The following is a 24,298-nucleotide window of genomic DNA, read 5'->3' as shown; positions in this document are numbered from 1 at the left end:
ATGCGTATTTTTGCCGATCGTTTATCTGAGCAACTTACTAAGCAATTAAGCAACGTTTACCTAATTTTTGGTAATGAGCCTTTGCTGCTGCAAGAAAGCCGAGAAGCGATTCAAAAGACAGCCAAAGAGCAAGGCTTCGAAGAACGTCACCGTTTTGCGATTGATAATAGCCTCGACTGGAATCAAGTCTATGACTGCACTCAAGCATTAAGCCTATTTTCAAGTCGCCAGATCATCGAACTTGAGCTACCTGAGTCTGGGGTTAACGCTGCGATTGCAAAAGAATTACTCGCGATCTCGGAACATATTCACAACGACATCTTATTGATATTGGTTGGCACTAAGCTGACGAAAGCCCAAGAAAATGCAAAATGGTTCAAAGCACTCTCGAATCAAGGGCATTGGGTAAGCTGTTTAACTCCTGATGTCAGCCGCTTGCCTCAGTTTGTCCAAGCGCGTTGTCGTCAGGTTGGCCTATTACCTGATCCAGAAGCTATTCAAATGCTGGCTCAATGGCACGAAGGCAACCTCTTCGCCCTAACTCAAAGCCTTGAAAAGCTCGCTCTTCAGTATCCTGATGGAAAACTCACATTAGTCCGACTTGAAGAGTCACTCAGCCGGCATAACCACTTTACGCCATTCCATTGGAGTGATGCGTTATTGGCTGGCAAAGGTAACCGTGCACAGAGAATTCTGCGTCAGTTAGAAGCCGAAGGTGTCGAACCCGTCATCTTGCTGCGTAGCATACAACGTGAGCTTGCTCTGCTATTACAAATGCAGCAACAAATGAAACAGATGCCAATCGGGCAGGTTTTTGACAAGCACCGTATATGGCAATCTAAGAAACCTCTTTATAACGCAGCGCTAACAAGAGTTTCGATTTCTCGATTACACTCCCTGTTTGCGTTGCTCACTCAAGCTGAATTGATGACAAAAACCCAATATGAACAGTCGCCTTGGCCACTAATTCATCAGTTAAGCGTAGAGTTTTGTATCCCTTCCGCTTCTATACCGTTTCACGCATAAAAGCGTGTTATATTCTAGGGTCAAAATACCCTAAACAAAGCTAAATTCAGATTAAAGGAACACCCAGTGTTACGTGAAGAACTAAAAGACTTTCTTGCAGACAAAGCCGACGACATGAAAGCAGAATCGATTGTAACTATCGATGTAGAAGGCAAATCAAGTGTGACTGATTTCATGATTGTTTGTACTGGCACTTCTAAGCGCCACGTTGCCTCTATTGCACAACATGTCGCAGATGAAGTAAGAAAAGTAGGTCTACAACCGCTAGGTATGGACGGTCAAAAAGAAGGTGAGTGGGTTGTCCTAGATATGGGTACGAGCATGCTTCACGTTATGCAAGAAGAGCATCGTGAGCTGTATCAACTAGAAAAGCTTTGGAGCTAAGCGTTGAAAATCCAACTGATTGCTGTTGGCACTAAAATGCCAAAGTGGGTTGAAGAAGGCTTTCAAGAGTATCGCCGTCGCTTCCCTCACGACATGCCATTAGAGCTCATTGAGATCACTGCAGGCAAACGTGGCAAAAACGCCGATATTGCACGTATCCTTCAAAAAGAAGGTGAAGCGATGTTGGCAGCGGTTCCAAAAGGTAATCGAATTGTCACGCTCGATATCCCAGGTAAAAAATGGGATACACCACAGCTTGCTGAGCAATTAGAAAGTTGGAAGTTGGATGGACGTGATGTGTCCATCCTGATTGGAGGGCCTGAAGGATTAGCCCCTGCATGTAAAGCAGCCGCGGATCAAAGCTGGTCTTTGTCAGCACTGACCTTACCTCATCCATTAGTACGCGTTATCATGGCTGAAAGCTTGTATCGAGCTTGGAGCATCACTGCTAACCACCCGTACCACCGAGAATAAGCGTTAATGTTACGTAAACGTAGCCAAATCCGTGACTACAAAGCAGAAGCACGACTATTCACTAGCCGTGCTTTTGTTGCGTTTATAGGGATCATAGTCATGATGACAATGTTGGTTGTTAACCTGTATAACATTCAGGTCAACCAATATCAGGACTATAAAACTCGATCGAATGACAACCGAATAAAGGTTGTGCCTATCGCGCCCAATCGCGGTCTGATTTACGATCGAAACGGAGTGCTCCTTGCGGAAAACCGCCCGGTTTTCAACCTAGAGATCATCCCAGAAAAAATTAAAGATATGGATGACACGCTCATCCGTTTGCAAACCTTAATTGAGATTCCTCCTGAACGTATCGAGCGCTTTAATCGTGATCGTCGTAATTCACGACGCTTTAAGTCGGTACCGATTCTTAACCAGCTCACTGAAGAGCAAGTGGCTGTTTTCTCAGTTAACCAACATAAATTTCCAGGCGTAGAAGTCACCGGAACTTTAAAACGTTTCTATCCTTATGGTGATGTTCTCACCCACGTAATTGGCTATGTCTCGCGAATCAACGATCGCGACATGCAACGTCTAGTTCGAGAAGAAAAAGACTCCAACTACCAAGCCACTCGTGACATTGGAAAGCTTGGTATTGAACGCTATTACGAAGACATGTTGCACGGAACGGCTGGCTATCAAGAAGTTGAAGTCAACAGCCGTGGACGCGTAATTCGCACACTCAAATTTGTCCCTTCAGTACCGGGTAAAGATATCGTGCTAAACCTCGATATCAAACTGCAGACGTACGTGCACAAATTGCTCGACGGGCGCAGAGGCTCAGCTGTCGTTCTCGATCCAAAAGATAATGGTGTATTAGCGATGGTATCAAGCCCAAGCTATGACCCGAACGCCTTCGTACACGGTATTTCATCTAAGGGTTACAATGCTCTATTACAGGATAAAAACCGACCTTTGGTTAACCGAGCGACTTTAGGTATATATCCACCCGCTTCGACCATCAAACCTTTCATTGCTGTTGCAGCATTGCAAGAAGGTGTCATTACACCGAACACGACACGAAATGACCCGGGTTATTGGAAAATACCCAATTCAAAAACCAAACCGTTTCGTGACTGGCTGCGCTGGGGACACGGTAAAGTTGATATCGTCAAAGCAATTGAAGAGTCTGTTGATACCTTCTTCTACCAAATATCCTTTGATCTGGGCATTGACCGCTTATCTAAATGGATGATGATGTTTGGTTTCGGTGATTACACCGGTATTGATATCTACGAAGAAAGTAAAGCCAACATGCCAACCCGTGAGTGGAAAATGGCGCGACATCGTGTGCCTTGGTATCAAGGTGACACCATTCCCGTTGGTATTGGACAAGGTTACTGGACAGCGACACCAATGCAGATAGCGAAAGCGACCTCGGTATTGGTTAATGAGGGTGAAGTAACTGCACCTCATCTATTGCGCTCAACCATAGAGAACGGCCGCCCATTCGATGAACAAGTTCTTTCGGAAATCGAGACCTATCCACCAGTAACAGGTGTAAAGCAGAAGTATTGGGATATTGCCCAAGAAGGCATGAAACTGGTAAACCACGGCAAAAAAGGCACGGCAAGACGCTCATTCCAGAAGATGTCTTACGTCTCTGCCGGTAAATCCGGTACCGCACAGGTATTCGGCCTGAAGGAAGATGAAGAGTACAACGCGGACGAGATTGCCGAGCATTTACGCGATCACGCCCTCTTTACTGGTTACGCTCCTTTTGAAAACCCTGAAGCAGTGGTCACCATTGTTTTAGAAAATGCAGGTGGTGGTTCATCCAATGGTGGCCCAGTAGTAAGAAGGATTTTAGACCATATTATCCTTGCAGAAGATTATGAAAGTAAGGCAATAAAATAATGAAACTTGATCCTTCAACTGGACGAAATAGAGCCTTATTCGAACGGCTACATATCGACCTGCCACTATTGCTCGGCATTCTGGTTTTAATGGGCTTTGCCTTATTGATCATGTACAGCGCAAGCGGCCAAAGCCTTGCGATGATGGATCGCCAAGCGATGCGTATGGCTCTGTCTTTAGGTGTGATGATCTTCTTGGCTCAACTCTCACCACGCACTTATGAGAGCTTAGCTCCCTTGCTATTTGCAGGCGGCGTTATTTTGCTACTCGGAGTACTGTTCTTTGGTGAAGCCTCTAAAGGTGCACAACGTTGGCTGAACTTCGGATTTGTTCGATTCCAGCCCTCAGAGCTACTAAAGCTTGCGGTTCCTTTAATGTTGGCTAGGTTTATTGGTAAACGTTCACTACCACCAACTTTCCAAACCCTTGCGATCTCCTTGGTGATGGTGTTTGTACCCACGATTCTCATCGCTAAACAGCCCGATCTAGGAACATCTATCCTGATTGCGGCCTCTGGTATCTTCGTTATCTTCCTTGCTGGGATCAGCTGGAAAATAATTATGAGCGCAGCGATTGCACTGGGTGGGTTCATCCCGATCCTGTGGTTCTTCTTGATGCGTGAATATCAGAAAGTACGTGTAAGAACCCTTTTTGATCCTGAATCAGATCCATTAGGTGCGGGCTACCACATCATTCAGAGTAAAATTGCGATAGGTTCTGGTGGGGTATCCGGAAAAGGTTGGCTACAAGGCACGCAATCTCAACTGGAGTTTATTCCAGAGCGACACACTGACTTCATTTTTGCGGTAATTGCCGAAGAATGGGGCATGATAGGTATTTTGTTTTTGCTCGCTATCTACCTATTCATTATTGGACGTGGTTTATTTCTGGCGAGCCAAGCGCAAACGGCATTTGGCCGAATGATGGCTGGCAGTATTGTACTGAGCTTCTTCGTTTATATTTTTGTAAACATTGGCATGGTAAGTGGCATTCTACCTGTAGTTGGGGTCCCTCTCCCGCTAGTCAGTTACGGCGGCACCTCAATGGTTACTCTCATGGCTGGATTTGGTATTTTAATGTCGATCCATACACACAGAAAAGCATTCTCAAAGGCGACCTAATTGATGTCTATTAAAGCATTCCCCCTAACAACATCTTTGGTCAATGAACTGCCAATCAAAAAAATGCTGTCTATCGTCGGCTTGGCGGTTTTGATTAATGGTTGCTCTTCCCAAGAGCAAAAAGGCCGTTACGACATTGATTCTGATATTGCGCCAGATGTGCCAATCTCAGTCGAGCACCTAGAGGACGCTCACCCTCAATATGAACCTTACAGCTTAGGAGGTAACACTAACTACACTCTGCGTGGTGAAGACTACAAAATCGTAAAGAAGACCGAAGGGTTTACCGAGAAAGGAAAAGCCTCTTGGTACGGTAAGAAATTTCATGGCCATTTAACCTCAAATGGCGAGATCTACGACATGTATTCGATGTCAGCAGCGCACAAAACATTGCCCATTCCAAGCTATGTAAAAGTGACAAATACCGATAACAACAAAACGACGATTGTTCGTATCAATGACCGAGGCCCATTCCATGAAGGCCGAATCATTGACCTTAGTTATGCGGCAGCTTACAAGCTCGATGTCTTGAGAACAGGCACAGCAAATGTTGAGATAGAAGTCATCACTGTGGCTATGCCAACAGACGCGAATAAAAAGGCTGCTTTGCCGCAATTTATTATTCAGGTAGCCACATCGCCACATGAAGATAGAACCGAGAAGTTAGCCAAAGATCTAGGCGAAAAGCTAGCTGTAGCAACGTTCTTGCAGCCAAATGACGACAACTACCGTCTGATGCTTGGGCCATTTCATGACTATGCTCTGACTCAAGAGAAATTAGAACAAGTTAAGCTGATGGGTTACCCGTCAGCTTATATAAAAAAGCACACGCTAACTCGCTAATTAATCTAACAGTTACTTCTGGTAATCAGCGCTCTGGTGTGACAGAGTGATTCTGTTAATATATGAATAGTTCACCAAATAATTGCATTCAAAATGATTAAATCTAATAAACTTGTTAAATCGATTTTTGCTACTTCTGTTGCTCTTTCTGCAACGATAGCTACATCGTCATTCGCCGCTCCTATTGTTGTACCTGATGCACCTCAAATCGCCGCTAAAGGTTTTGTTCTGATGGATTACCATTCAGGCAAAGTACTAGCAGAGAAAGAAATGAACACTCAGCTTTCTCCAGCAAGTTTAACCAAGATGATGACGAGCTACGTGATTGGCCAAGAGCTTGACCGTGGTAACATCAACTTAGACGACGACGTTGTCATTAGCGAAAACGCTTGGGCTAAAAACTTCCCAGACTCATCTAAGATGTTCGTTGAAGTAGGTACAACGGTTAAAGTTGAAGAACTGAACCGTGGCATCATCATTCAATCAGGTAACGATGCTTGTGTTGCAATGGCTGAGCATATTGCTGGCTCTGAAGACGCATTCGTTGACCTAATGAACGCTTGGGCAAGCTCTATTGGCATGAAAGACACGCACTTCGCTAACGTGCACGGTCTAGACAATCCAAACCTATACTCAACGCCTTATGATATGGCTTTACTTGGTCAGGCACTGATTCGTGACGTTCCTGATGAGTACCGTATCTACTCACAGAAAAAATTCACTTACAACGGCATCACCCAGTACAACCGTAACGGTCTGTTATGGGATAAGAGCATGAACGTTGATGGCATTAAAACTGGCCACACGAGCAACGCAGGTTACAGCCTAGTAAGCTCAGCAACAGAAGGCAAAATGCGTCTTGTTGCGGTTGTGATGGGCACTAAGAATGCGAACGCTCGTAAAACAGAAAGCAAAAAGCTACTGAGCTACGGTTTCCGTTTCTTCGAAACAGTGGCACCACATACTGCTGGCGAGACATTCGTTGAAGAAAAAATCTGGATGGGTAGTAAGGACACAGTTGCTCTAGGTGTCGACGAAGATACTTTCGTGACTCTACCTCGTGGCCAAGCGAAGAACCTAAAAGCTAGCTTCGTTCTTGAAAAAGAACTGGAAGCACCGATTAGCAAAGGCGATGTTGTAGGAAAACTCTTCTACCAAGTTGATGGTGAAGACGTTGCTGAATACCCGCTACTTGCACTTGAAGATGTAGACCAAGGCAGCCTATTTAGCCGCCTATGGGACTACCTAGTACTGCTATTCAAAGGTTTATTCTAAACGAGTCAAACGTTTGTTCTAGCAATACATAAAGTTCTTGTATAGCTAAGCTAATGAGTAAATTACTTATTTACGCATTAACGAACCAAAAGCCGCCATGTGCGGCTTTTGTTGATCTTGAGTTCGGTGATATTTACACGTAGTATTCCGGCTTATTACTCGTGTCTGTTGACCGAACACGCTTTTTATCGACATTTCGCCAATTTGCGAGAGTCTAGCCTTTTGGAGCTAATCATGAACATCAATTCTGATGCAAAACTAAAAGACCTCTTAGAGTTCCCTTGTTCATTCACTTACAAAGTAATGGGCTACGCTAAGCCAGAGCTTACAGAGCTAGTGCTAGAAGTGATCCAGCGCCATGCTCCTGGTGACTACAGCCCAACACTAAAACCGAGTGCGAAAGGTAACTACCACTCTGTTTCAATCAATATTACAGCGACTTCTATTGAACAAGTAGAAACGCTATACAAAGAGCTGGGCGATATCGAAATCGTTCGTATGGTTCTGTAATCGACGATTACGCATGAAAAACAGCGGCTTATTGCCGCTGTTTTTGTTTGAAGCACCCTATTGGACTCCAAATCATTCAACTTAATTTTCAATAAATACAAAGAAAGTTGAAAAACCTTGCAGTCCGTCTGTAGTTAGAATCATGTTTCGCGTTTATAATGCGTTCACTTTATTAATCCTTGAGGGAGTGCAGCTTTGCAAAATAAGCTAATCGTAAAAAAATTAGGCCGTCAGGATTACGAACCTGTGTGGAAAGCCATGCATAAGTTCACAGACGAACGCACAGAAGAAGACATAGACCAAGTTTGGTTGGTTGAACACAACCCAGTCTTCACTCAAGGACAAGCAGGCAAAGCCGAGCATGTACTAAATGCTGGTGATATCCCTGTCATTCAAAGCGATCGCGGTGGCCAAGTGACTTATCACGGCCCAGGCCAGTTAGTCGCTTACTTTTTGATTAACATCCGCCGCAAAAAATTCGGAGTACGTGATTTGGTGACTCATATTGAGAACCTCGTAATCAACACTCTGAAAGCTTACAATATAAATTCAACTGCCCGACCTGACGCTCCTGGTGTCTATGTCGATGGCAAGAAAATCTGTTCACTCGGATTACGTATTCGACGCGGCTGCTCATTTCATGGGCTTGCACTCAACGTCGATATGGACTTATCCCCATTCCTACGCATTAACCCATGTGGTTACCAAGGTATGGAAATGGCGCAGGTAAGCCAGTTAGGCGGACCAAGTGAATTAGAGAGCGTTGAGCAACAGTTAATACAAGAGCTAGTAGAACTACTCGGCTATGACCAAGTAGACATTCAAGCCACCAGTAACATTACAGCAGAAGCATAAAATCATGAGCAAACCAATCCAAATGGAAAAAGGCGTTAAATATCGTGACGCTGACAAAATGGCATTAATTCCCGTAAAGAATATGCCTGCTGAACAGAAAGAAGTTCTACGTAAGCCTGCATGGATGAAGATTAAACTTCCTTCAGACAGCCATCGTATTCAAGAAATCAAATCAGCAATGCGTAAAAACAACCTGCACTCAGTTTGTGAAGAAGCGTCTTGCCCTAACCTAGCCGAGTGTTTTAACCACGGCACGGCAACGTTTATGATTCTTGGCGCTATCTGTACTCGTCGCTGCCCGTTCTGTGATGTTGCCCATGGTCGTCCTGTTGCTCCTGAAGCAGAAGAGCCGAAGAAACTGGCTAAGACGATTAAAGACATGAAACTGAAGTACGTTGTAATCACTTCAGTTGACCGTGATGACCTGCGTGATGGTGGTGCTCAGCACTTTGCTGACTGTAACCGTGAAATTCGCGAACAGAATCCAAACATTCGCATTGAAACACTGGTTCCAGACTTCCGTGGTCGTATGGACGTTGCGCTTGATCTGATGAAAGACAACCCGCCAGATGTTTTCAACCACAACCTAGAGACAGCGCCACGTCTATACCGTAAAGCTCGTCCAGGCGCGAACTACAAGTGGTCTCTTGATCTGTTGAGAAAATTCAAAGAGCAACACCCAGACATCCCAACGAAATCTGGTGTAATGATGGGTCTTGGTGAAACGAAAGAAGAGATCGTTCAAGTATTGAAAGATCTTCGCGAACATGGCGTAACGATGCTGACACTAGGCCAATACCTGGCACCAAGCCGTCACCACTTACCAGTAGAACGCTACGTACCGCCTTCTGAGTTTGATGAACTGAAAGAGATTGCTCTTGAACTAGGCTTCACTCACGCAGCTTGTGGCCCATTTGTACGTTCTTCTTACCATGCCGACTTGCAAGCTCAAGGTATGGAAATTAAGTAACCACATTGCTTAAGCCAAAATTAAAAAGGCGCTGAACTGTATGTTCAGCGCCTTTTTTCTATCGAGCAAAACAAGCTTGTTCGATACGAAAACAACAAAGCCACTCATTAAGAGTGGCCTTGAACTGCAGGTCTAATCATCTAGATGCTAAATGGTCTACTAACCAAATGAAGCCCAGATAACTGTTGCCACCAAGACTGGACACACGAACTTCACATACATTGGCCACACTTTACCAAACCAACCAAGCTGAAAGTCAGGGCAGCCATGTTCAAGCTCTTTCACTTTTGAAGCTCGACTCCATACCCAACCACCAAACACACAGAACATCAGAGCTGCGACCGGTTGAAGATACTGAGTCGCTATCATCGCAACCATACCAAACATCGCGGAAAAGTTGTAAACAATCACCACACTGAACAATGCGATGGCACCACCAATCACCCAGCTTGTTGGCGTTCGTCTTGTATTGAAACGCTCACTCACTAGTGCTACAGGTCCTTCCAGCATCGAAATTGAAGAAGTAAGAGCAGCAATCGTTAGCAACAAGAAGAAGACAATTGCGAAGATCTGACCAAGTACGCCTAAGCTATCAAACATCAAAGGCAGAACCGTAAATACCAGCGTGTCAGAGCTCAATAGTGAGCCGTCTTCAGCATAGATTTGTACGCCCTTTTGCATCGCAACAAACATTGCAGGCATAACCACTAAGCCAGCAATAAAAGCGACAGCGGTATCAACCAAGGTTACGTTCATCGCCATTTTTGGTAGGTTCTCTTTCTTGCTTAAGTAAGAACCATAAACCAACATAGAGCAGCCACCAATGGTTAGCGAGAAGAAGCCTTGTCCCATTGCCGCTAGAATCAGTTTTCTATCCAACACTTTCTCAAAGTCTGGCACCAAGTAATGTTTCAGCCCTTCCATCGCACCAGCTTGCGTCATGATGTAAACAAACAGTAAGCCAAACAAAATGAACAATGCCGGCATTAAGCGAGTCGACCACTTCTCGATACCTTGCTTAACACCACCCTGAACAATCAAGATAGTCAGCACATAGAATGCGACCGTACCAAATACATTGCGCTCAACACTGAAGCCTTTAAACCAATCAGCAACAGCTTCTAGACCGACAAGATCAGCGACTGCACCAATTAGGAAGCAAATCAACCAACCGCCGACAATACTATAAAATGCTAACACGGCACTTGGGACACTTAAGCCAATCCAACCGACAAATTCACCGACTTTCTTACCTAACGGATTTGTCGTCAACGAGCGCATACTATCGACAGGGTTCGCTTGACCATGACGGCCAATCGCCATCTCAACCACCAGCATCGGGAAAGCAACCACGAAAATCATGATTAGGTAAACAAGCAGAAAAGCGCCACCGCCGTTACTGGCAACTTGAGTTGGGAAACCCCAAATATTACCTAAGCCAACAGCTGCACCCGCCGCTGCTAAAATAAAACCCAAACGAGAGCTAAAGTGCTCTCTTGAAGAGGAAGATTGTTGGTCCATATTGCCCGCATCAAAAATCAGTGAACTAGTTGAGAAGTACAGTAATCAAAAGCAATGATAGGCACAACTAATAAATGAACAATTAGCTTATTTTTACAATCTATTTAGTATTTAAGACCAAGTTATTAACAATTACCCAGACTAACTGACCACATAAAATCAAGACAACGATTGATCCGACTACTGAGAGGTATTCCTAAGTTAATTGTTAGCTTATTTAACCCATAAAAAAGAGCACCAATAGGTGCTCTTCTAACGAATCTGAAACTCAGGCTAGATAGTAAATACTTGGTAGTCTTTTAGGTTCGGAATAATTTTATGCAGCTCTTGCTCTTGCTCTGCCATCTCATCTAGAGAATCACAGAACTCATTCGCTTCCTCTTGTACTTGTTGAGAGTGTTCTTTCATTCGCTCTTCAACTTTAAGCTTTAATTCAGCCATGCTATCAGCCATTTCGGTCAGATTTAGTCCGCCGTCTTGCTTCATTTTTTCTGACATCGCATTAAAGGCACTTGAGATAAACTCTTGGTTAAAGATCTCCTTAGCCTTTTCGAAATCTTCAGACCAACCATTCGCCATCGAATCGAAACTATTAGCCGGTAGGACTAACTCGCCATCTTTATAATAACGAGCCTCTAATTCAGCAAAGTACGTTTTCATTGATTCTTTTACATTATCAAACGACTCTGGAGAATCTAGGCTGGCAGCGATGTCATCAATAACATCATTCGCCAAGGCTAAGCTGTCATTCGCCATTTGTTTTGCGCGTGGTAAATACTCATTCATGCTGTCGCGGTATTTTTCAATTGCCGCTTGTTGGTCGGCATCAAGTGCGACCTTTTCACCATGAATATAAAGATCGTTGTTGCCATCAAGAATAGCTGTATCACCATTTACTTGATGGATTTCGACTTTCTGCTCGTCAATTCGTAGTTCATTTTTCAAATCAACTCGACACTGAGCTGCAAAAGTTGGCAGGCTCACAACAGCGGTAGCCACTGTTAATGATGCAATTAATACGCTTTTTTTCATAACACCCTCTCATCAATCTGCCCAACGACTATACCGCTAGTTTATGCTTCTTTGTCAGAAAAACGTTTATATTTATAAGCCTGTCATTCAGTCAATCGATACTACTTCATAGCAAAACTGTTTATCAGCGACCCTAAACTCAATTTCATCACCGACTTCTTTGCCCATTAGAGCCTGACCAAATGGTGCATTCGCCGTCACAATGGCAATCTCATTGTCGTTCCATGTAACAGAAAGCCCCCCGACTCTTGGCCCTAGGAAAAAGTGCTTATGTTCATCATGTTCGTCAATGACCACAACATAGCTGCTGACGGTAATTCTTTCACTGTCTCGTAATACGAGGTTTCGGTAACACTGGATGTCATCTTCACACTCTTGAACCCGCATCGCTTGTCCATGGGCAAGGTACGAGGCTTCTAACGCCAAGGTATCGTACTTGTGCTCTGGCACGGTCTCTTCATCGGTGGCAGCATCAATAGCTCGCTGAGTCGCAGATTGTGCGATGCTTAACCGTGATTCGAGTTGCTCTAAAATTATTTGTCGAAGCTCAGACTTATTCATACTTTTGGAGTGCTTTTCTATAGGAGCTACAGAATAGAATTAGGTACAATCAGGTGCAAGACATTTGATTCATCAAGCGACGCGATCATAGACAGGCGAACGCTTTAGCATCAATACGACACTTAACAACTCAGGTAGAACACAAATGATTGAGCAGAAGCTAAAACAAGTATTCGGATTCGATTCACTGCGTAATGGGCAAAAGCAAGTCATTGATAATGTTCTATCCGGTCACTCTACCGCGGCTATCTTCCCGACGGGCTCAGGTAAATCGCTGTGCTACCAGTTACCCGCGTTAGAACTTCCTCATTTAACCTTGGTTATTTCTCCACTGTTAGCCTTAATGAAAGACCAGTTGAGCTTCTTACACAGTAAAGGGATCAGCGCCGCTGCAATAGAATCTAGTCAAGACAGACAGACCACTCAGCAGGTGATGCAGTCTGTGCGTAACGGAGATACCAAGATCCTGATGATCTCCGTCGAACGTTTGAAGAACGAACGCTTTCGTCAGTTTATTTCTCAGGTTCCAATCTCGCTACTTGTGGTCGATGAGGCGCACTGTATTTCTGAGTGGGGACACAACTTTAGACCAGACTATCTCAAGTTGCCTCAATACCAAAAACAGTTGAATATCCCGCAGGTATTGCTATTGACTGCAACCGCAACCACCTCAGTTATCCAAGACATGAAGTCTAAGTTTGATATCAATGAAGAACGTGTTGTGGTTACGGGTTTCTATCGTCAAAATCTCGATCTGTCGATTCAGCCTTGTGAACAAGCTAGTAAGCTAGAGACGCTGTGCTCTGTCGCCAATCAAGCGCCTCAAGCTCCAACCATCGTTTATGTCACCCTTCAACAAACGGCAGAGATGGTGGCTCAACAACTGCGCAATGCTGGAATCAACGCAGTCGCTTACCATGCAGGGCTTAAACCAGAAAATAGAGATGCGATTCAACATCAATTCATGAATGATGACGTGCATTGTATTGTTGCGACTATTGCTTTCGGGATGGGCGTCGACAAATCAAATATTCGCCGTGTGATTCACTTCGATTTACCCAAATCAATAGAGAACTACTCGCAAGAAATCGGCAGAGCAGGCCGAGATGGTCAACCTTCAGCATGTATTCTTCTCGCCAACAAGTATGGCCTCAGTACGCTAGAGAACTTCGTATTTGGTGATACACCAGACAACATCTCAATCCAAGCGGTATTAAAAGAGATCTACGAAAACCAAAACAATGGCGCTTCTGGAGCAAACCAATGGGAGATCATGCTCAACCAACTATCGCGTGAATCTAACATTCGTCAACTTCCACTAAAAACACTGTTGGTTTATCTAGAAATTGAAGGCGTGATTGAACCTAAATACAGCTATTTTGCTGACTACAAATTTAAGTTCATTCGTCCTAAGCAGCAGATCACCGAGCAATTCCAAAGTGAACGTCGCCATTTTGTAGAAGCGATTTTCCAATGCTCTCCTCAAGCCAGAGTTTGGTGCCAAGTCGATTTCGATGCGCTTTGGACTCACTTCCAAGCCGATCGTCAGCGTGTGATTGCGGCTATCGATTACTTCAATGAACAAGGCTGGATTGAGTTGGAAAGTAAGCAGATCACCGATGTTTACGCGATCAACAATACATCTGAAGATATGATGCAATTATCAGAACGTTTAACTGAGTTGTTTAAAGCAAAAGAGAACAGTGAGATAAACCGTCTTAACCAAATGCTGAGCTTCTTTGAGGCTGATACCTGCCTAAGCTCTCGCCTTGCGAGTTACTTCACCGATGATAAAGCACCCAAAAACTGTGGTCACTGCTCAGTATGCCGAGGTGAAATTGCCACACTACCAAGCGTGAAAGCTGGCCCTATAGATGAAGAGATCGTCGTCGCTTGGATTCAAGAATTCATCTCCAACAGCCAACAACTGATTACCGATGAAGCCATTACGCGCTTTTTATGTGGAATCGCGACACCGCTTTCTACCAAATTAAAAGCCAGCAAAATGTCGGGGTACGGAAAGTTAGAACAACAACCGTTCAGTGAAACCTTAGCATTGGTAAAACGATTACCAAGATAAGAAGATTAAAAGACGGTACTAGTGCCAAGAAGTCAGCTAGGTTTGCATAAACCTAGCTGATGAAAATTAAAAGAAACTCAGCTGCTTCACTTGTTCTTTAGGTTGTAACATCACACTCAAACCGAGCAGGCGTATCTCTCGCCCTTGTTGTCTTTTTAAGATCTCACTCAATAGCTCTTTGAAGTGTTCTCGATCCAATGAAGCATGTATGTGTTCTATGGTTGTTTGCTGGAAATCGGCAAACTTGAGTTTAATACCCTGCTTGATGATTGCTTTACTTGGGCTGGCTTTTTCTAGGCGGGTTTCAAGCTCAGGAAACAATTTGTCTTCAATCACCTGCCAGCACTCAGCATAAGTCGAAATATTTTGAGTAAACGTTCGCTCAACGCCTACGGATTTACGCTCGCGTTCTATGATGACTTCTCTTTCATCAATACCATGGCTTCGCTTCCACAGCGATGCACCTTGTCGACCAAACTTCAGAAGCAAGTCTCGATAGTCTGCCCCTTTGATGTCCTTGCATGTAAAGAATCCCGCTAGATGGAGCTTTTCAATGCTGACCTTGCCAACGCCTGGGATTCTTTCGAGTGGTAAATCATCGATAACAGCTTGTACGTCTTGCGGAGGGATAACAAATTGCCCATTGGGCTTATTCATATCCGAAGCCACTTTCGCCAGAAATTTTATCGGAGCGACACCCGCTGAAGCCGTAAGGTTTAACTCGTTCCAAATATCACGGCGAATTGACTCGGCAATCAGGGTCGCAGAACCGTGACACAATGTTGATTCAGTCACGTCGAGAAACGCTTCATCTAGAGAAAGAGGTTCGATCAATGCTGTGTATCGAGAAAATATTTCGCGGATCTTTTTAGAGATCTCAACATAGACCTGCATTCTTCCCGGAACCACTAATAAATTAGGACAAAGTTGCAGTGCTTTCCCCGTTGGCATCGCTGAACGAATACCAAACTTGCGAGCTTCATAATTACAAGTACTCAAGACACCCCGTTGTTTTTCATGCCCACCAACCGCAAGTGGTCGATTTCGGTAAGCCGGGTTGTCACGCATTTCTACAGCTGCGTTGAAGAACCCTTAGGTGAAAAATGTAAGTTTGACTGGCTGAGTAAGTGAATGCGTCTTTATAACATAGGGTTAGATACAAATTCTTACTAACAAAAACCCCTAACAAAAAAATCCGAGAAATTTATGTAAAAAACTAGTATTTTCTTAAAAATCCACTTACAAAAATCACAAAGGGAGTTGTAATTGGTCCGTTGATTTCTTGGGTTCAATACCAACACTTAATCCGACTAAACGTATACTTCGTCCATGACTTCTAGCAACGGCTTCTTCACATAACTTGATAAAAAACTGCATATCCATTTCATCATACTTATGTTCAACCGTTGTTTGTTGAAAATCGTTGAACTTTAATTTTACACCGAGTTTCGTGATCACTTTATCTGCAAGCGCTTTTTCTAACCTTTGCTCTAATTCGACATACAGAGGCTTTATTGCTAGTATGCATTCATCCAAACTATGAATATCATTTAAATATGTCCGCTCAACCCCTACTGACTTTCTAATCCTTTCGACAACAATATCTCTATCATCAATACCATTGCACCTTTGCCAAAGTGTATGTCCGAATTTGCCAAATTTTGAAATCAAAGTGTTTTTATCGAAATTCTTAACATCATCCCCTTTATATAAGCCGAGTTTGTTTAATTTCTCTAACGTCACCTTCCCAACACCATTTATTTTCCCTAATTCTAATTCGTCTATAAAAGTTTGGATCTCAGAAGGTGGGACAATACATATACCATTAGGTTTATTCACATCTGAAGCGACTTTAGAAACAAACTTTAATGGGGAAATTCCTGCCGAAGCCGTTAAATTCAATTCAGTTTGAATAGACTTGCGTATGTCTTCTGCAATTAAAGTTGCTGAACCTTGAAACAGCTTAGAACCTGTGACATCTAAATACGCCTCGTCTAAGGATAGTGGCTCTATTACATCCGTATACCGTCTAAATATTTCATGGATTTGCCTAGATACCGCCTTATACTTTTCCATATTTCCAGACACTACTGTTAAGCTTGGGCAAAGTTGTAACGCTTTTGTTGTAGACATAGCCGAACGCACACCAAAAGCTCTCGCCTCATAACTACAAGTTGCAATAACACCGCGACCATTTTTCCCTCCAACTGCTAGAGGAATTCCACGTAAAGAGGGGTTGTCCCTTGCTTCTACAGAGACATAGTAACTGTCGAGATCAATATGAATTATTTTTCGCATACTTTAATCGATGTTTTTGAATGGTTTAGGTGCATAAACCTTTTTCAACACCTTTGTACTGTGTATTTGCACAGCAGTATAGCAATTCAAATCTGGTATTAGCAAAAGAATCTACGATGCAGTGTTCAACTATATAGATGAAAAAGACGAAATAACCCTTTCCAAAATGCCCCAAGCTGAAGCTCATCAAATACTCTTAGACTCCCTCCGAAACCGCCTTCATAGACATGGGCACCGTTACTTCCCCAAGTAACATTCGAGCCGTTACTCTCTTCAGCAAAGAGCGAGAATTACTAGAAGCATTACGCTGAATGGGAATCTGAGGCTTGTTTTGCTCTCTCATGTGGGCATAAAGACATGACTCCGGAATGTCATCTTCAATTCGCTCTGCAAACTCAATTAGATTTGGCTCAGCAAAGGTAAATAACCAAGCATGTTGTACTTCTGAAGAGTTAACTCGAAGTATGCGCCCAAGCACTTTTCTGCAGTACAGTTCCGTTTTAATGAACTCATATGACAACATACTTGAAGGCGCGGGATATCCGATCCCTTGCTGATCACAAAAACTGGGGGCATGCCAACGACGATCATGCTGACACGCCTCTGGACAAAAACAATTTAGACTAATTACTTAATTTCAAATTTAGCGAATAACATTAGGGATGGAAAAGCAGATACCCTTCATACCACCTCACTAAGAGCATCCAATCCACTAGAGAAAGCGTCTTCTACTTCAGGTAGTCGACGCTCTACGGCAGTTCCTTGGGTTCCTAGTGTACTTAAATGATAGGCCCCCTCTCGGTGCCTATCATTTAATTCATAGTGTTTTTAATCGCTTGAGTATCTGCTCTCGCTCTTTGTTTAAAGCTTTGTCTGTAATATCGATTGCAGGCTGAAAGATGTTCATATCCATTTCAAAGTGATTAAACTCATTTAGAAGAGTCTTCTTTGACATGAAAAAGACACGATGTTGTATCTTTTCACGTTCATTTCCCTTAAACGATGCGAAAATGATACTAGATAGCATATCGTGTTTGTTTGTATTGATGGCATATGTATCAACTAAAACTTTTTCAACATTTAGCCTCAAGTATAAATATGTAAGTGTGTGCCTTAGTGTTTTTGATAGTAAAGGGTAAGATTCTGATTTTAAAGGGCTAAATTTTGTATAGTCCCAACCAACAACTTCCTTCGCTGATATTTTATGAACATTCCCTAGCACTCTGTCAGAAAATAGCTTCTCATAGATTTCTGTAACATTGATCATTTCATCACAGTAACCATGCATTAACTGAGTTAACTTGTTCTTTTCTTCTACCAATCCCCTAATTTGACAAAACCCACGCATAAACGGAACTAGAGATATCAGAAATTGTTTTTCATCATCAATTTCCGTTTTTATATCCTCTCTTAAAAGGTTTAAGAATTCATGGATGTACAAGAGAATCGACATTTCTTGAGGGTTAATTGGCGTAAAGCCGTTACTCTCGCCTAATACGTTGTTGAAGTAGTACAAGTTTAAGCACTGTTTTGCCTGATGCTCTAATAGTTTAATTAAGTCTGTGTTGTGCGTAAGGACTAGAGTCTTTTTGGAAGATAAGAAGCTTAAAATCGCATATGCTAGTTTGTTCTTGTAAATGGAATCAAAGCTCGATATCGGGTCATCAAGTACGATTAATTCACATGCCGAGTTTTTCGCTTTTAAGAGCTCAAATGCGAGTGAAAGGAAGTTCTGCTCACCATTACTTAGCTCAAGGTCTTGGCGGTTTTTGTTTAAAAAGTCTTTCCCTCCTAACATAAGTCTAATATTGTTATTATCATCACGCTCTAGCGAAATTTCACGCTCAAGAGATTCATTTAGAAACTGTTCGATGAACAATATGTCTTCACTTCCAAATGTTGGCTTATTCTTGAGTAATGCTTGATAGGCTTCATAGTCTTCTTGTAACGCGTGATTAGTTGAAGTTGTTATAAAGTCATGTTTGAGAAGCTGCCAGTACACTGATTTATAATTGTTGAATTCAACGACTAGATCCTCAATGAAGGATTTATCAGATTTCTTTATAGCAGTTCTAACTCTATCTTTGATATTAAACGAGTCAGGCTGAGACAGGTTCTTGATGATCTTTTCTGCTATCTCTTTTTCTTTTTCATCCATTTGATTGGATGTTTGTTCATATTGTTCGTTTTTCTGAGCTAGTTTAGCTACTACATCAATAGGATGGTCGCAGACTAAACATTCATCTATATAATTAAATTTCTCTAGAATTATTACAGCTTCGCTTTGCTCTTCAAGTTTGACTATGCTCTGTTCTTTATCATCAAGTTGGAAATTGTAGTTTGATAAAGCGCGAATGATTGAGTCATTTTTGGCAAAATCCTCAATGAAAAACCTTAGCTTCGCTTCATCATAGTCTGGCGTTTCTGCTAATTGGTATCCGTATACTTTATCAATGAAGTTTTTACGATCTATTTTTTTACCTCTGGATCGACTATTTGCTATGTCTGCTATGTAACCTAATAGGTCTTTATCTAGAATGAGCTCATCAAAATTCGTACTCATTTTAGCTATTTGATAGTTTTTCTTGAGGATACCAACAAGTTCTTTTTCGAACAGTAAGGAAAAGCTGTCGTTCAGTTTTTCTTTAAGTTGGTATTCCCTTTTAATATCATCGCCGAGGATAAAATCCTGAGTCTCACCTTGAATTACGTTTCTGTCATTTTGGTCTGATATGATATGAGCTATCGGATCACTATTTTCGGTATGTTCTATACCACCAATGTCCAGCGTGTACTCTACATCTTGGTCTTGGTTTAAGACCTTGGATAAACTTGTTTTTCCAGTACCATTAGGTCCATATACCACACATACTTTCTTACGTTCGAAATCTAACTCGTTGTTCTGCGTTAGCGCTAAATATTCGTCAGTGAAAATACTATCTTTCTTGATTTTCGATACATTGATTTTCATAAGTTTTTCTAACTAGCTGTTTTTTTCAATGTAACACAAGCCTTGTTGCATATAAGGGCTTTCGTCAAATAATCGAAAATTACTCCACCGTAATGAAGCGAAGTTGGCTCAATATATCCACATTGATCACGCCTTATGGCAAGTTGCTGCTCAACTGTTAACAGAGTTTTAACGCTGATGCGTTGGTCGTCTTCAGTCTTTACTTCTAGCACATCATGAGTCCGAGGTAATAAAACCAAGTCTTGTCTTTGGACGATCCATTAGATCATGCATAAAAAATAATTAGTTGAGGATTGAGATTTTATGAGAGTAAGCACAGAAAGGGGTAGAGGCGTTCCTATCTATCTGAAGTAATTTTCCACTAACGTTCTAGACACCTTCTGTTAGATATGACCTTAACTCCTATGTATTAAAGTGCTAATTTAGTTACAGAAAAACGATTAAGGAAGATAGTAATGCATGAAAGCGATGAGCCACGCTCTCTAGATATACTGGATGGTATACAGCTAAGGAGAATCGAAGCTGTACACAGAGGATTTCTATATCAACACCTATATGCTGTTGGATGCTTACTATTAGCTCCAACGGCTGATGTCGATGCTGTGTCGGTTGGACTTGATGAGGATATCGAGCTTATTACTGGGCTCGGGCGAATCTATGTGCAAGTTAAGAAGCTAGGATAAGTATTTTGTTCACTCCTTCAAAACTCAGCTATTGGCCTTTGAAGTGTTTCTGATGAAGATGGCATGATGTAAGCTAAGCCAATAAAATAGAAATGGATTTAGAATTTATATGTTTAATCTTCATACTCTTGGTTGGCACAGCTTTCAACAGTTGTGCCTTTCGGTATTACGCGAAGTTCTCGGTCAAACGGTCCAGTCCTTTCTAGATACTAATGACGGCGGTAGAGATGGAGCATTTTCAGGTATCTGGAGCCAACAAAATGGTGAGTTGTTCTCTGGCCGCTTTGTGATCCAATGTAAGTTCACCGCTCGCGTTGGGCACTCTCTCACACCATCAGATCTCGAAGACGAATTCAGCAAAGCCGAACGATTAGTCAGCAAGAATGAATGTGACATTTATATTCTAATGACAAACGCTGGTGTTTCCGGTGCTACCGAACTAAAGATTAAGGAAAGGTCCAAAGAAGCAGGAATCAAAGATTTCCTTATATTGGGTTCCACTTGGCTGGAAGACCAAATTCGTGACAATAAGCATTTAAGGATGATGGTTCCAAGAGTATACGGTCTCGGAGACTTGAGCCAAATTCTAGACGACCGAGCATATGCTCAAGCCAAAGCTGTACTCGAAACAATGAAAGAAGATCTAGCTAAGGTCGTTTTAACTGAGTCTTATCGAAAAGCAGCTGAAGCTCTCGACACGCATAGTTTTGTGCTTCTAGTTGGCGAGCCAGCCTCAGGAAAAACGACCATAGCATCATTACTTGCTATGTCATCTGCTGACCAATGGGGAGCGTCTGTGGTTAAGTTGATGACACCCCAGTCAGTCGTTGAGCGTTGGAATCCTAATGAAAAGTCCCAACTATTCTGGATCGATGACGCATTCGGAGTGACTCAGTATGAAAGTGGCCTTGCCTCCGGTTGGAATCATATCCTCAATGAGGTGAGAACCATTCTTCGCCAAGGAAACCGTATCGTTATGACGTCACGAGACTACATCTATAATCGTGCACGTCAGGATTTGAAGGACGGCGCCTTCCCACTCTTCCAGGAGAGCCAGGTTGTTGTAGATGTTCATAACCTAACGCCAGACGAACGAAGGCAGATTCTCTACAACCATCTAAAGCTTGGAAGACAACCCAGAGAGTTTCGTGCTGCGGTTAAACCACATTTAGAGACTGTTGCAGATCATGATAGGTTCATTCCAGAAACAGCTAGGAGGTTGGCAGATCCATTTTTCACCAAAAATTTGTACCTGTCTGATTTGAGCTTGGAGAGGTTTGTAGATAAGCGCGAACAATTCCTCATAGATACCTGTAAAGAGCTAGACGCCGGTTGCAAAGCAGCATTAGCATTAATTTATATGTCCAACGGTCAATTGCAAAGCCCGGTCACATTGACGGCTGCTGAGGATGATACTCTGAGGCGATTGGGCAGTGACTTGGGAGGATGTACAGCTGCACTCGAAGCACTGCGCGATAGTCTAGTAGTCCACGTGAATTCGGACGGAAAGTCCTTTTGGACTTTCAAACACCCAACTATTGGAGACGCATACTCTGTCATGCTTCGAGGCAGTCCGGAGCTGCTTGGGATTTATGTCCGCGGTAGCGATATCCAAAAGCTGATGCGTCAGATAACTTGTGGCAACGTAGACATTGAACAAGCTGTTGTACTGCCTAGTTCTATGTTTGAATTACTCATTAAGCGACTTATTACATATAAAACAAGTTCTGCCTATAAGACTCAATGGATGTCAGGTTGGTGGGCTCGACGAGAACTGCTAAGTTTTTTAAACGGACGGTGCAACAAGCAGTTTCTCGAATCGTATCTCAGAGCTGACCCCAAATTAATTGATCATATCACGACCCCTACGCCGAACTTAGATTTTTCGGTAGAAGTAGACTTAGCTATTCGCTTGTTCAAACTAGGCATCTTACCAGAAAGCGCGCGTAAAACACTGGTAACTACGGTCTCGAAATATGCTCAAAATGGTGAAGATGCCAGAGTTCTAGGTGACCCTGAGCTCCGCTCACTATTAAATGATAAGGAAGTGAGAATACTAAGAGAAGCGATTCGTACTGAATTACTGCCGCGAATTGAGGAAGTACGTTATTTACATCAAGAAGAGCACGATCCCGAAGAAGACCCAGAGTGGCACATGAATCGTTTTACTCAACTGCTTTCAGGCATTGTAGATGAATATCCACATAGTTTGCGTATTAGAAATATTATAGAAAAACAGCGCATGTTAGTTAAAGAATGGGTCGATGAAAACCCACTGGAGGAAGACAGTTCGGCTTCGCGAGACATCATAGTTGATGAACCGAATGTAAGCTATACGAGCAGTCGAAGCATTTTTGATGATATAGATGAGTGATATCTGCTCCAGCGCGATTTCGATAAATACTCTGTAGCATTACTAAAATTTGGTCAACAGAGTTGGTAAAAATGGACAGGCTTACTGTGCCTGCAACACAGAAAGGGGCATTTTTGATTTTGACTGATTTGTGCAACAGGTTGTTGCACAATTGGGAAACGGCTTGCTTCACTAACAAGCGAGTCTGATTTTAGCCAACAGGTTGTTGACCAAATTTTTCATCGGGAAGGTCTTGCTCAACATCGAACATCACAATGCTTCGACGATGCTACTTTAGAGCAGATAATGCAACTTGAAAACAACTTTCACACATATCAAGGTGGTGAATAATACCGTCCATTTTTGACCCAAATCCCCAGTTGGCAGTCAGTTAACCAACCTCTTCTAACTGAACGCCATTTGAATCGACCATCACGCTAACACCACAAATATCACAATGTCGATCAACAACGACTTCTATCGTTTTTTGTCCATAAACTTTCATTGTGAACTCCTGCTGCTGATAAGATTAATCATTACTTAGATGTTAGCCAGTCCCAAATAACGACTAAGTAGTAGCTGAAAACTATAGCGGTCCTAAAGGCAACAGAACAACAATGTTTCATGTATTTGAATTACTCTTAAGCTTCTCTATCGATTCAAGTTTACCAATAAGCACACGATCACTGGCGACCATACCAAGGTCATTTTCGAGGCCTAATACTGACAAAACGATCATATAGTGCCCAATAGACACTGTTGAATCACCTCTGATAATCCTTCGTAATGTCGGTTTTGATACCCCCGTTCGTTGGTGTAACAACTCCTGTGATATATGCCGTCGCTTCAACGCCAACTCAATATTCTCACCCAGTTGATCGAGGATGCGTTGCTGTCTAGGAAAAACCACTGCTCTACGACGTGAGTTCATAATGAAACTATATCTCCATTAATGTTCAAAATGTGAAAGCGTAGTTTCACAAAAGATCCTGATGCTCGTTTTATTGTAGGCAACTCAACCGGTAACATTACATCTCTTCGTACCTGTGTAACTCACACCCAAAGACACATTACCGACAATACCAAAAGTAAGTCAATTGCCGCTCATATGATTTAAATAGACAGTCGGCACAAGCAAAATTTTAGTTGAGTAGACGAAGTGCTGCCTCTCTAGAAACCGTACGTGCAACTTTCATACGCAGTTCCTACCATAACTCACGTATGAAAAACTCAGCAGCGCAAATCATTACTGAGTAATTGCACTAAGTAGAAAAGGGGCAAAAATAACTTCGTTTCGCAGGTAGCGAATCTGTGATCACCAAGCGATTCTGTCGTATCGTAACTACCAAGCGACTTTGTCATTCGCTTAATTACCGAGGGAAATTGACGGTCTCTATTTTTACGTAATCCTTTGACTAGTGCTACGAATTAGTCAGGGGTGT

General features: G+C 42.6%; 18 protein-coding genes and 2 pseudogenes. 12 read left to right on the top strand and 8 right to left on the bottom strand.

The window, feature by feature from the left end; all coding sequences use genetic code 11:
* The 10 genes from holA to lipA all read left to right on the top strand — a co-directional run bounded on the left by holA (window position 1) and on the right by lipA (window position 9,357).
* Window positions 1-1,026, top strand: coding sequence for a DNA polymerase III subunit delta (holA, locus tag QWZ07_RS09140; protein WP_017110191.1), 1,026 nt, complete (start codon window positions 1-3; stop codon window positions 1,024-1,026).
* Window positions 1,027-1,092: 66 nt separating this feature from the next.
* Window positions 1,093-1,410 carry a ribosome silencing factor gene (gene rsfS / locus QWZ07_RS09135; protein ID WP_017104431.1) on the top strand — a complete coding sequence of 106 codons (318 nt, stop codon included), beginning with the start codon at window positions 1,093-1,095 and terminating at the stop codon, window positions 1,408-1,410.
* A 3-nt stretch (window positions 1,411-1,413) separates the two neighbouring features.
* Window positions 1,414-1,884 (top strand): 23S rRNA (pseudouridine(1915)-N(3))-methyltransferase RlmH, encoded by a 471-nt coding sequence (gene rlmH, locus QWZ07_RS09130; RefSeq protein ID WP_065104956.1) that lies wholly within the window; start codon window positions 1,414-1,416, stop codon window positions 1,882-1,884.
* A 6-nt stretch (window positions 1,885-1,890) separates the two neighbouring features.
* Complete coding sequence (mrdA, locus tag QWZ07_RS09125; protein ID WP_192854241.1) at window positions 1,891-3,783, top strand: penicillin-binding protein 2; 1,893 nt, start codon at window positions 1,891-1,893, stop codon at window positions 3,781-3,783.
* Entirely contained in the window at window positions 3,783-4,904 is a 1,122-nt protein-coding gene (gene rodA, locus QWZ07_RS09120; RefSeq protein WP_065104958.1) for a rod shape-determining protein RodA, read from the top strand. The genes mrdA and rodA overlap by 1 nt, the downstream gene beginning before the upstream one ends.
* A 3-nt stretch (window positions 4,905-4,907) precedes the next feature.
* Window positions 4,908-5,747 carry a septal ring lytic transglycosylase RlpA family protein gene (locus QWZ07_RS09115; RefSeq protein WP_029223454.1) on the top strand — a complete coding sequence of 280 codons (840 nt, stop codon included), beginning with the start codon at window positions 4,908-4,910 and terminating at the stop codon, window positions 5,745-5,747.
* Window positions 5,748-5,840: 93 nt separating this feature from the next.
* Window positions 5,841-7,022, top strand: a complete 1,182-nt coding sequence (locus QWZ07_RS09110) for a serine hydrolase (RefSeq protein WP_192854240.1) — start codon at window positions 5,841-5,843, stop codon at window positions 7,020-7,022.
* A 231-nt stretch (window positions 7,023-7,253) separates the two neighbouring features.
* Complete coding sequence (gene ybeD, locus QWZ07_RS09105; RefSeq protein ID WP_029223455.1) at window positions 7,254-7,532, top strand: DUF493 family protein YbeD; 279 nt, start codon at window positions 7,254-7,256, stop codon at window positions 7,530-7,532.
* Window positions 7,533-7,727: 195 nt separating this feature from the next.
* Complete coding sequence (lipB, locus tag QWZ07_RS09100; RefSeq protein WP_102314893.1) at window positions 7,728-8,387, top strand: lipoyl(octanoyl) transferase LipB; 660 nt, start codon at window positions 7,728-7,730, stop codon at window positions 8,385-8,387.
* Window positions 8,388-8,391: 4 nt separating this feature from the next.
* Window positions 8,392-9,357, top strand: a complete 966-nt coding sequence (gene lipA / locus QWZ07_RS09095) for a lipoyl synthase (RefSeq protein ID WP_017110197.1) — start codon at window positions 8,392-8,394, stop codon at window positions 9,355-9,357.
* Between the two features lie 159 nt (window positions 9,358-9,516).
* Here the strand turns inward: lipA and QWZ07_RS09090 are convergent, their stop codons facing one another.
* The 3 genes from QWZ07_RS09090 to QWZ07_RS09080 all read right to left on the bottom strand — a co-directional run bounded on the left by QWZ07_RS09090 (window position 9,517) and on the right by QWZ07_RS09080 (window position 12,471).
* Window positions 9,517-10,878, bottom strand: coding sequence for a sodium-dependent transporter (locus QWZ07_RS09090; RefSeq protein WP_192854239.1), 1,362 nt, complete (start codon window positions 10,876-10,878; stop codon window positions 9,517-9,519).
* Between the two features lie 273 nt (window positions 10,879-11,151).
* Entirely contained in the window at window positions 11,152-11,910 is a 759-nt protein-coding gene (locus QWZ07_RS09085) for a YggN family protein (RefSeq protein ID WP_017104439.1), read from the bottom strand.
* Between the two features lie 87 nt (window positions 11,911-11,997).
* On the bottom strand, window positions 11,998-12,471 hold the full coding sequence (locus QWZ07_RS09080) for a GreA/GreB family elongation factor (protein ID WP_192854238.1): 474 nt from the start codon (window positions 12,469-12,471) through the stop codon (window positions 11,998-12,000).
* 145 nt (window positions 12,472-12,616) lie between these two features.
* Between QWZ07_RS09080 and QWZ07_RS09075 the strand changes: the two genes are divergently transcribed.
* A complete protein-coding gene (locus QWZ07_RS09075) occupies window positions 12,617-14,551 on the top strand; it encodes a RecQ family ATP-dependent DNA helicase (protein ID WP_192854237.1) in 1,935 nt (644 codons plus the stop codon).
* A gap of 66 nt (window positions 14,552-14,617) precedes the next feature.
* On the opposite strand, the pseudogene dinB (QWZ07_RS09070) reads toward QWZ07_RS09075, so the two are convergent.
* The 4 genes and pseudogenes from dinB (QWZ07_RS09070) to QWZ07_RS09055 form a co-directional block, all read right to left on the bottom strand.
* Window positions 14,618-15,637, bottom strand: a pseudogene (dinB, locus tag QWZ07_RS09070) (DNA polymerase IV); the annotation flags it as partial.
* Window positions 15,638-15,799: 162 nt separating this feature from the next.
* The gene (gene dinB / locus QWZ07_RS09065; protein ID WP_192854235.1) at window positions 15,800-16,849 is read right to left on the bottom strand and encodes a DNA polymerase IV; all 1,050 of its coding nucleotides are present in this window, start codon (window positions 16,847-16,849) and stop codon (window positions 15,800-15,802) included.
* A 348-nt stretch (window positions 16,850-17,197) separates the two neighbouring features.
* A pseudogene (locus QWZ07_RS09060) lies at window positions 17,198-17,416 on the bottom strand (diguanylate cyclase); the annotation flags it as partial.
* A gap of 250 nt (window positions 17,417-17,666) precedes the next feature.
* On the bottom strand, window positions 17,667-19,820 hold the full coding sequence (locus tag QWZ07_RS09055; RefSeq protein WP_225998566.1) for an ATP-binding protein: 2,154 nt from the start codon (window positions 19,818-19,820) through the stop codon (window positions 17,667-17,669).
* 792 nt (window positions 19,821-20,612) lie between these two features.
* Here QWZ07_RS09055 and QWZ07_RS09050 point away from each other — a divergent pair.
* Window positions 20,613-22,877: an nSTAND3 domain-containing NTPase gene (locus QWZ07_RS09050; RefSeq protein ID WP_192854234.1), complete on the top strand. Its 2,265-nt coding sequence runs from the start codon at window positions 20,613-20,615 to the stop codon at window positions 22,875-22,877.
* 601 nt (window positions 22,878-23,478) lie between these two features.
* On the opposite strand, the gene QWZ07_RS09045 is transcribed toward QWZ07_RS09050, so the two are convergent.
* The gene (locus QWZ07_RS09045) at window positions 23,479-23,787 is read right to left on the bottom strand and encodes a helix-turn-helix domain-containing protein (RefSeq protein WP_032498521.1); all 309 of its coding nucleotides are present in this window, start codon (window positions 23,785-23,787) and stop codon (window positions 23,479-23,481) included.
* Between the last annotated feature and the right edge of the window lie 511 nt (window positions 23,788-24,298).

The organism is Vibrio lentus, assembly GCF_030409755.1.
Lineage (GTDB): Bacteria > Pseudomonadota > Gammaproteobacteria > Enterobacterales > Vibrionaceae > Vibrio > Vibrio lentus.
This window is presented reverse-complemented; position numbering and strand designations above follow the sequence as displayed.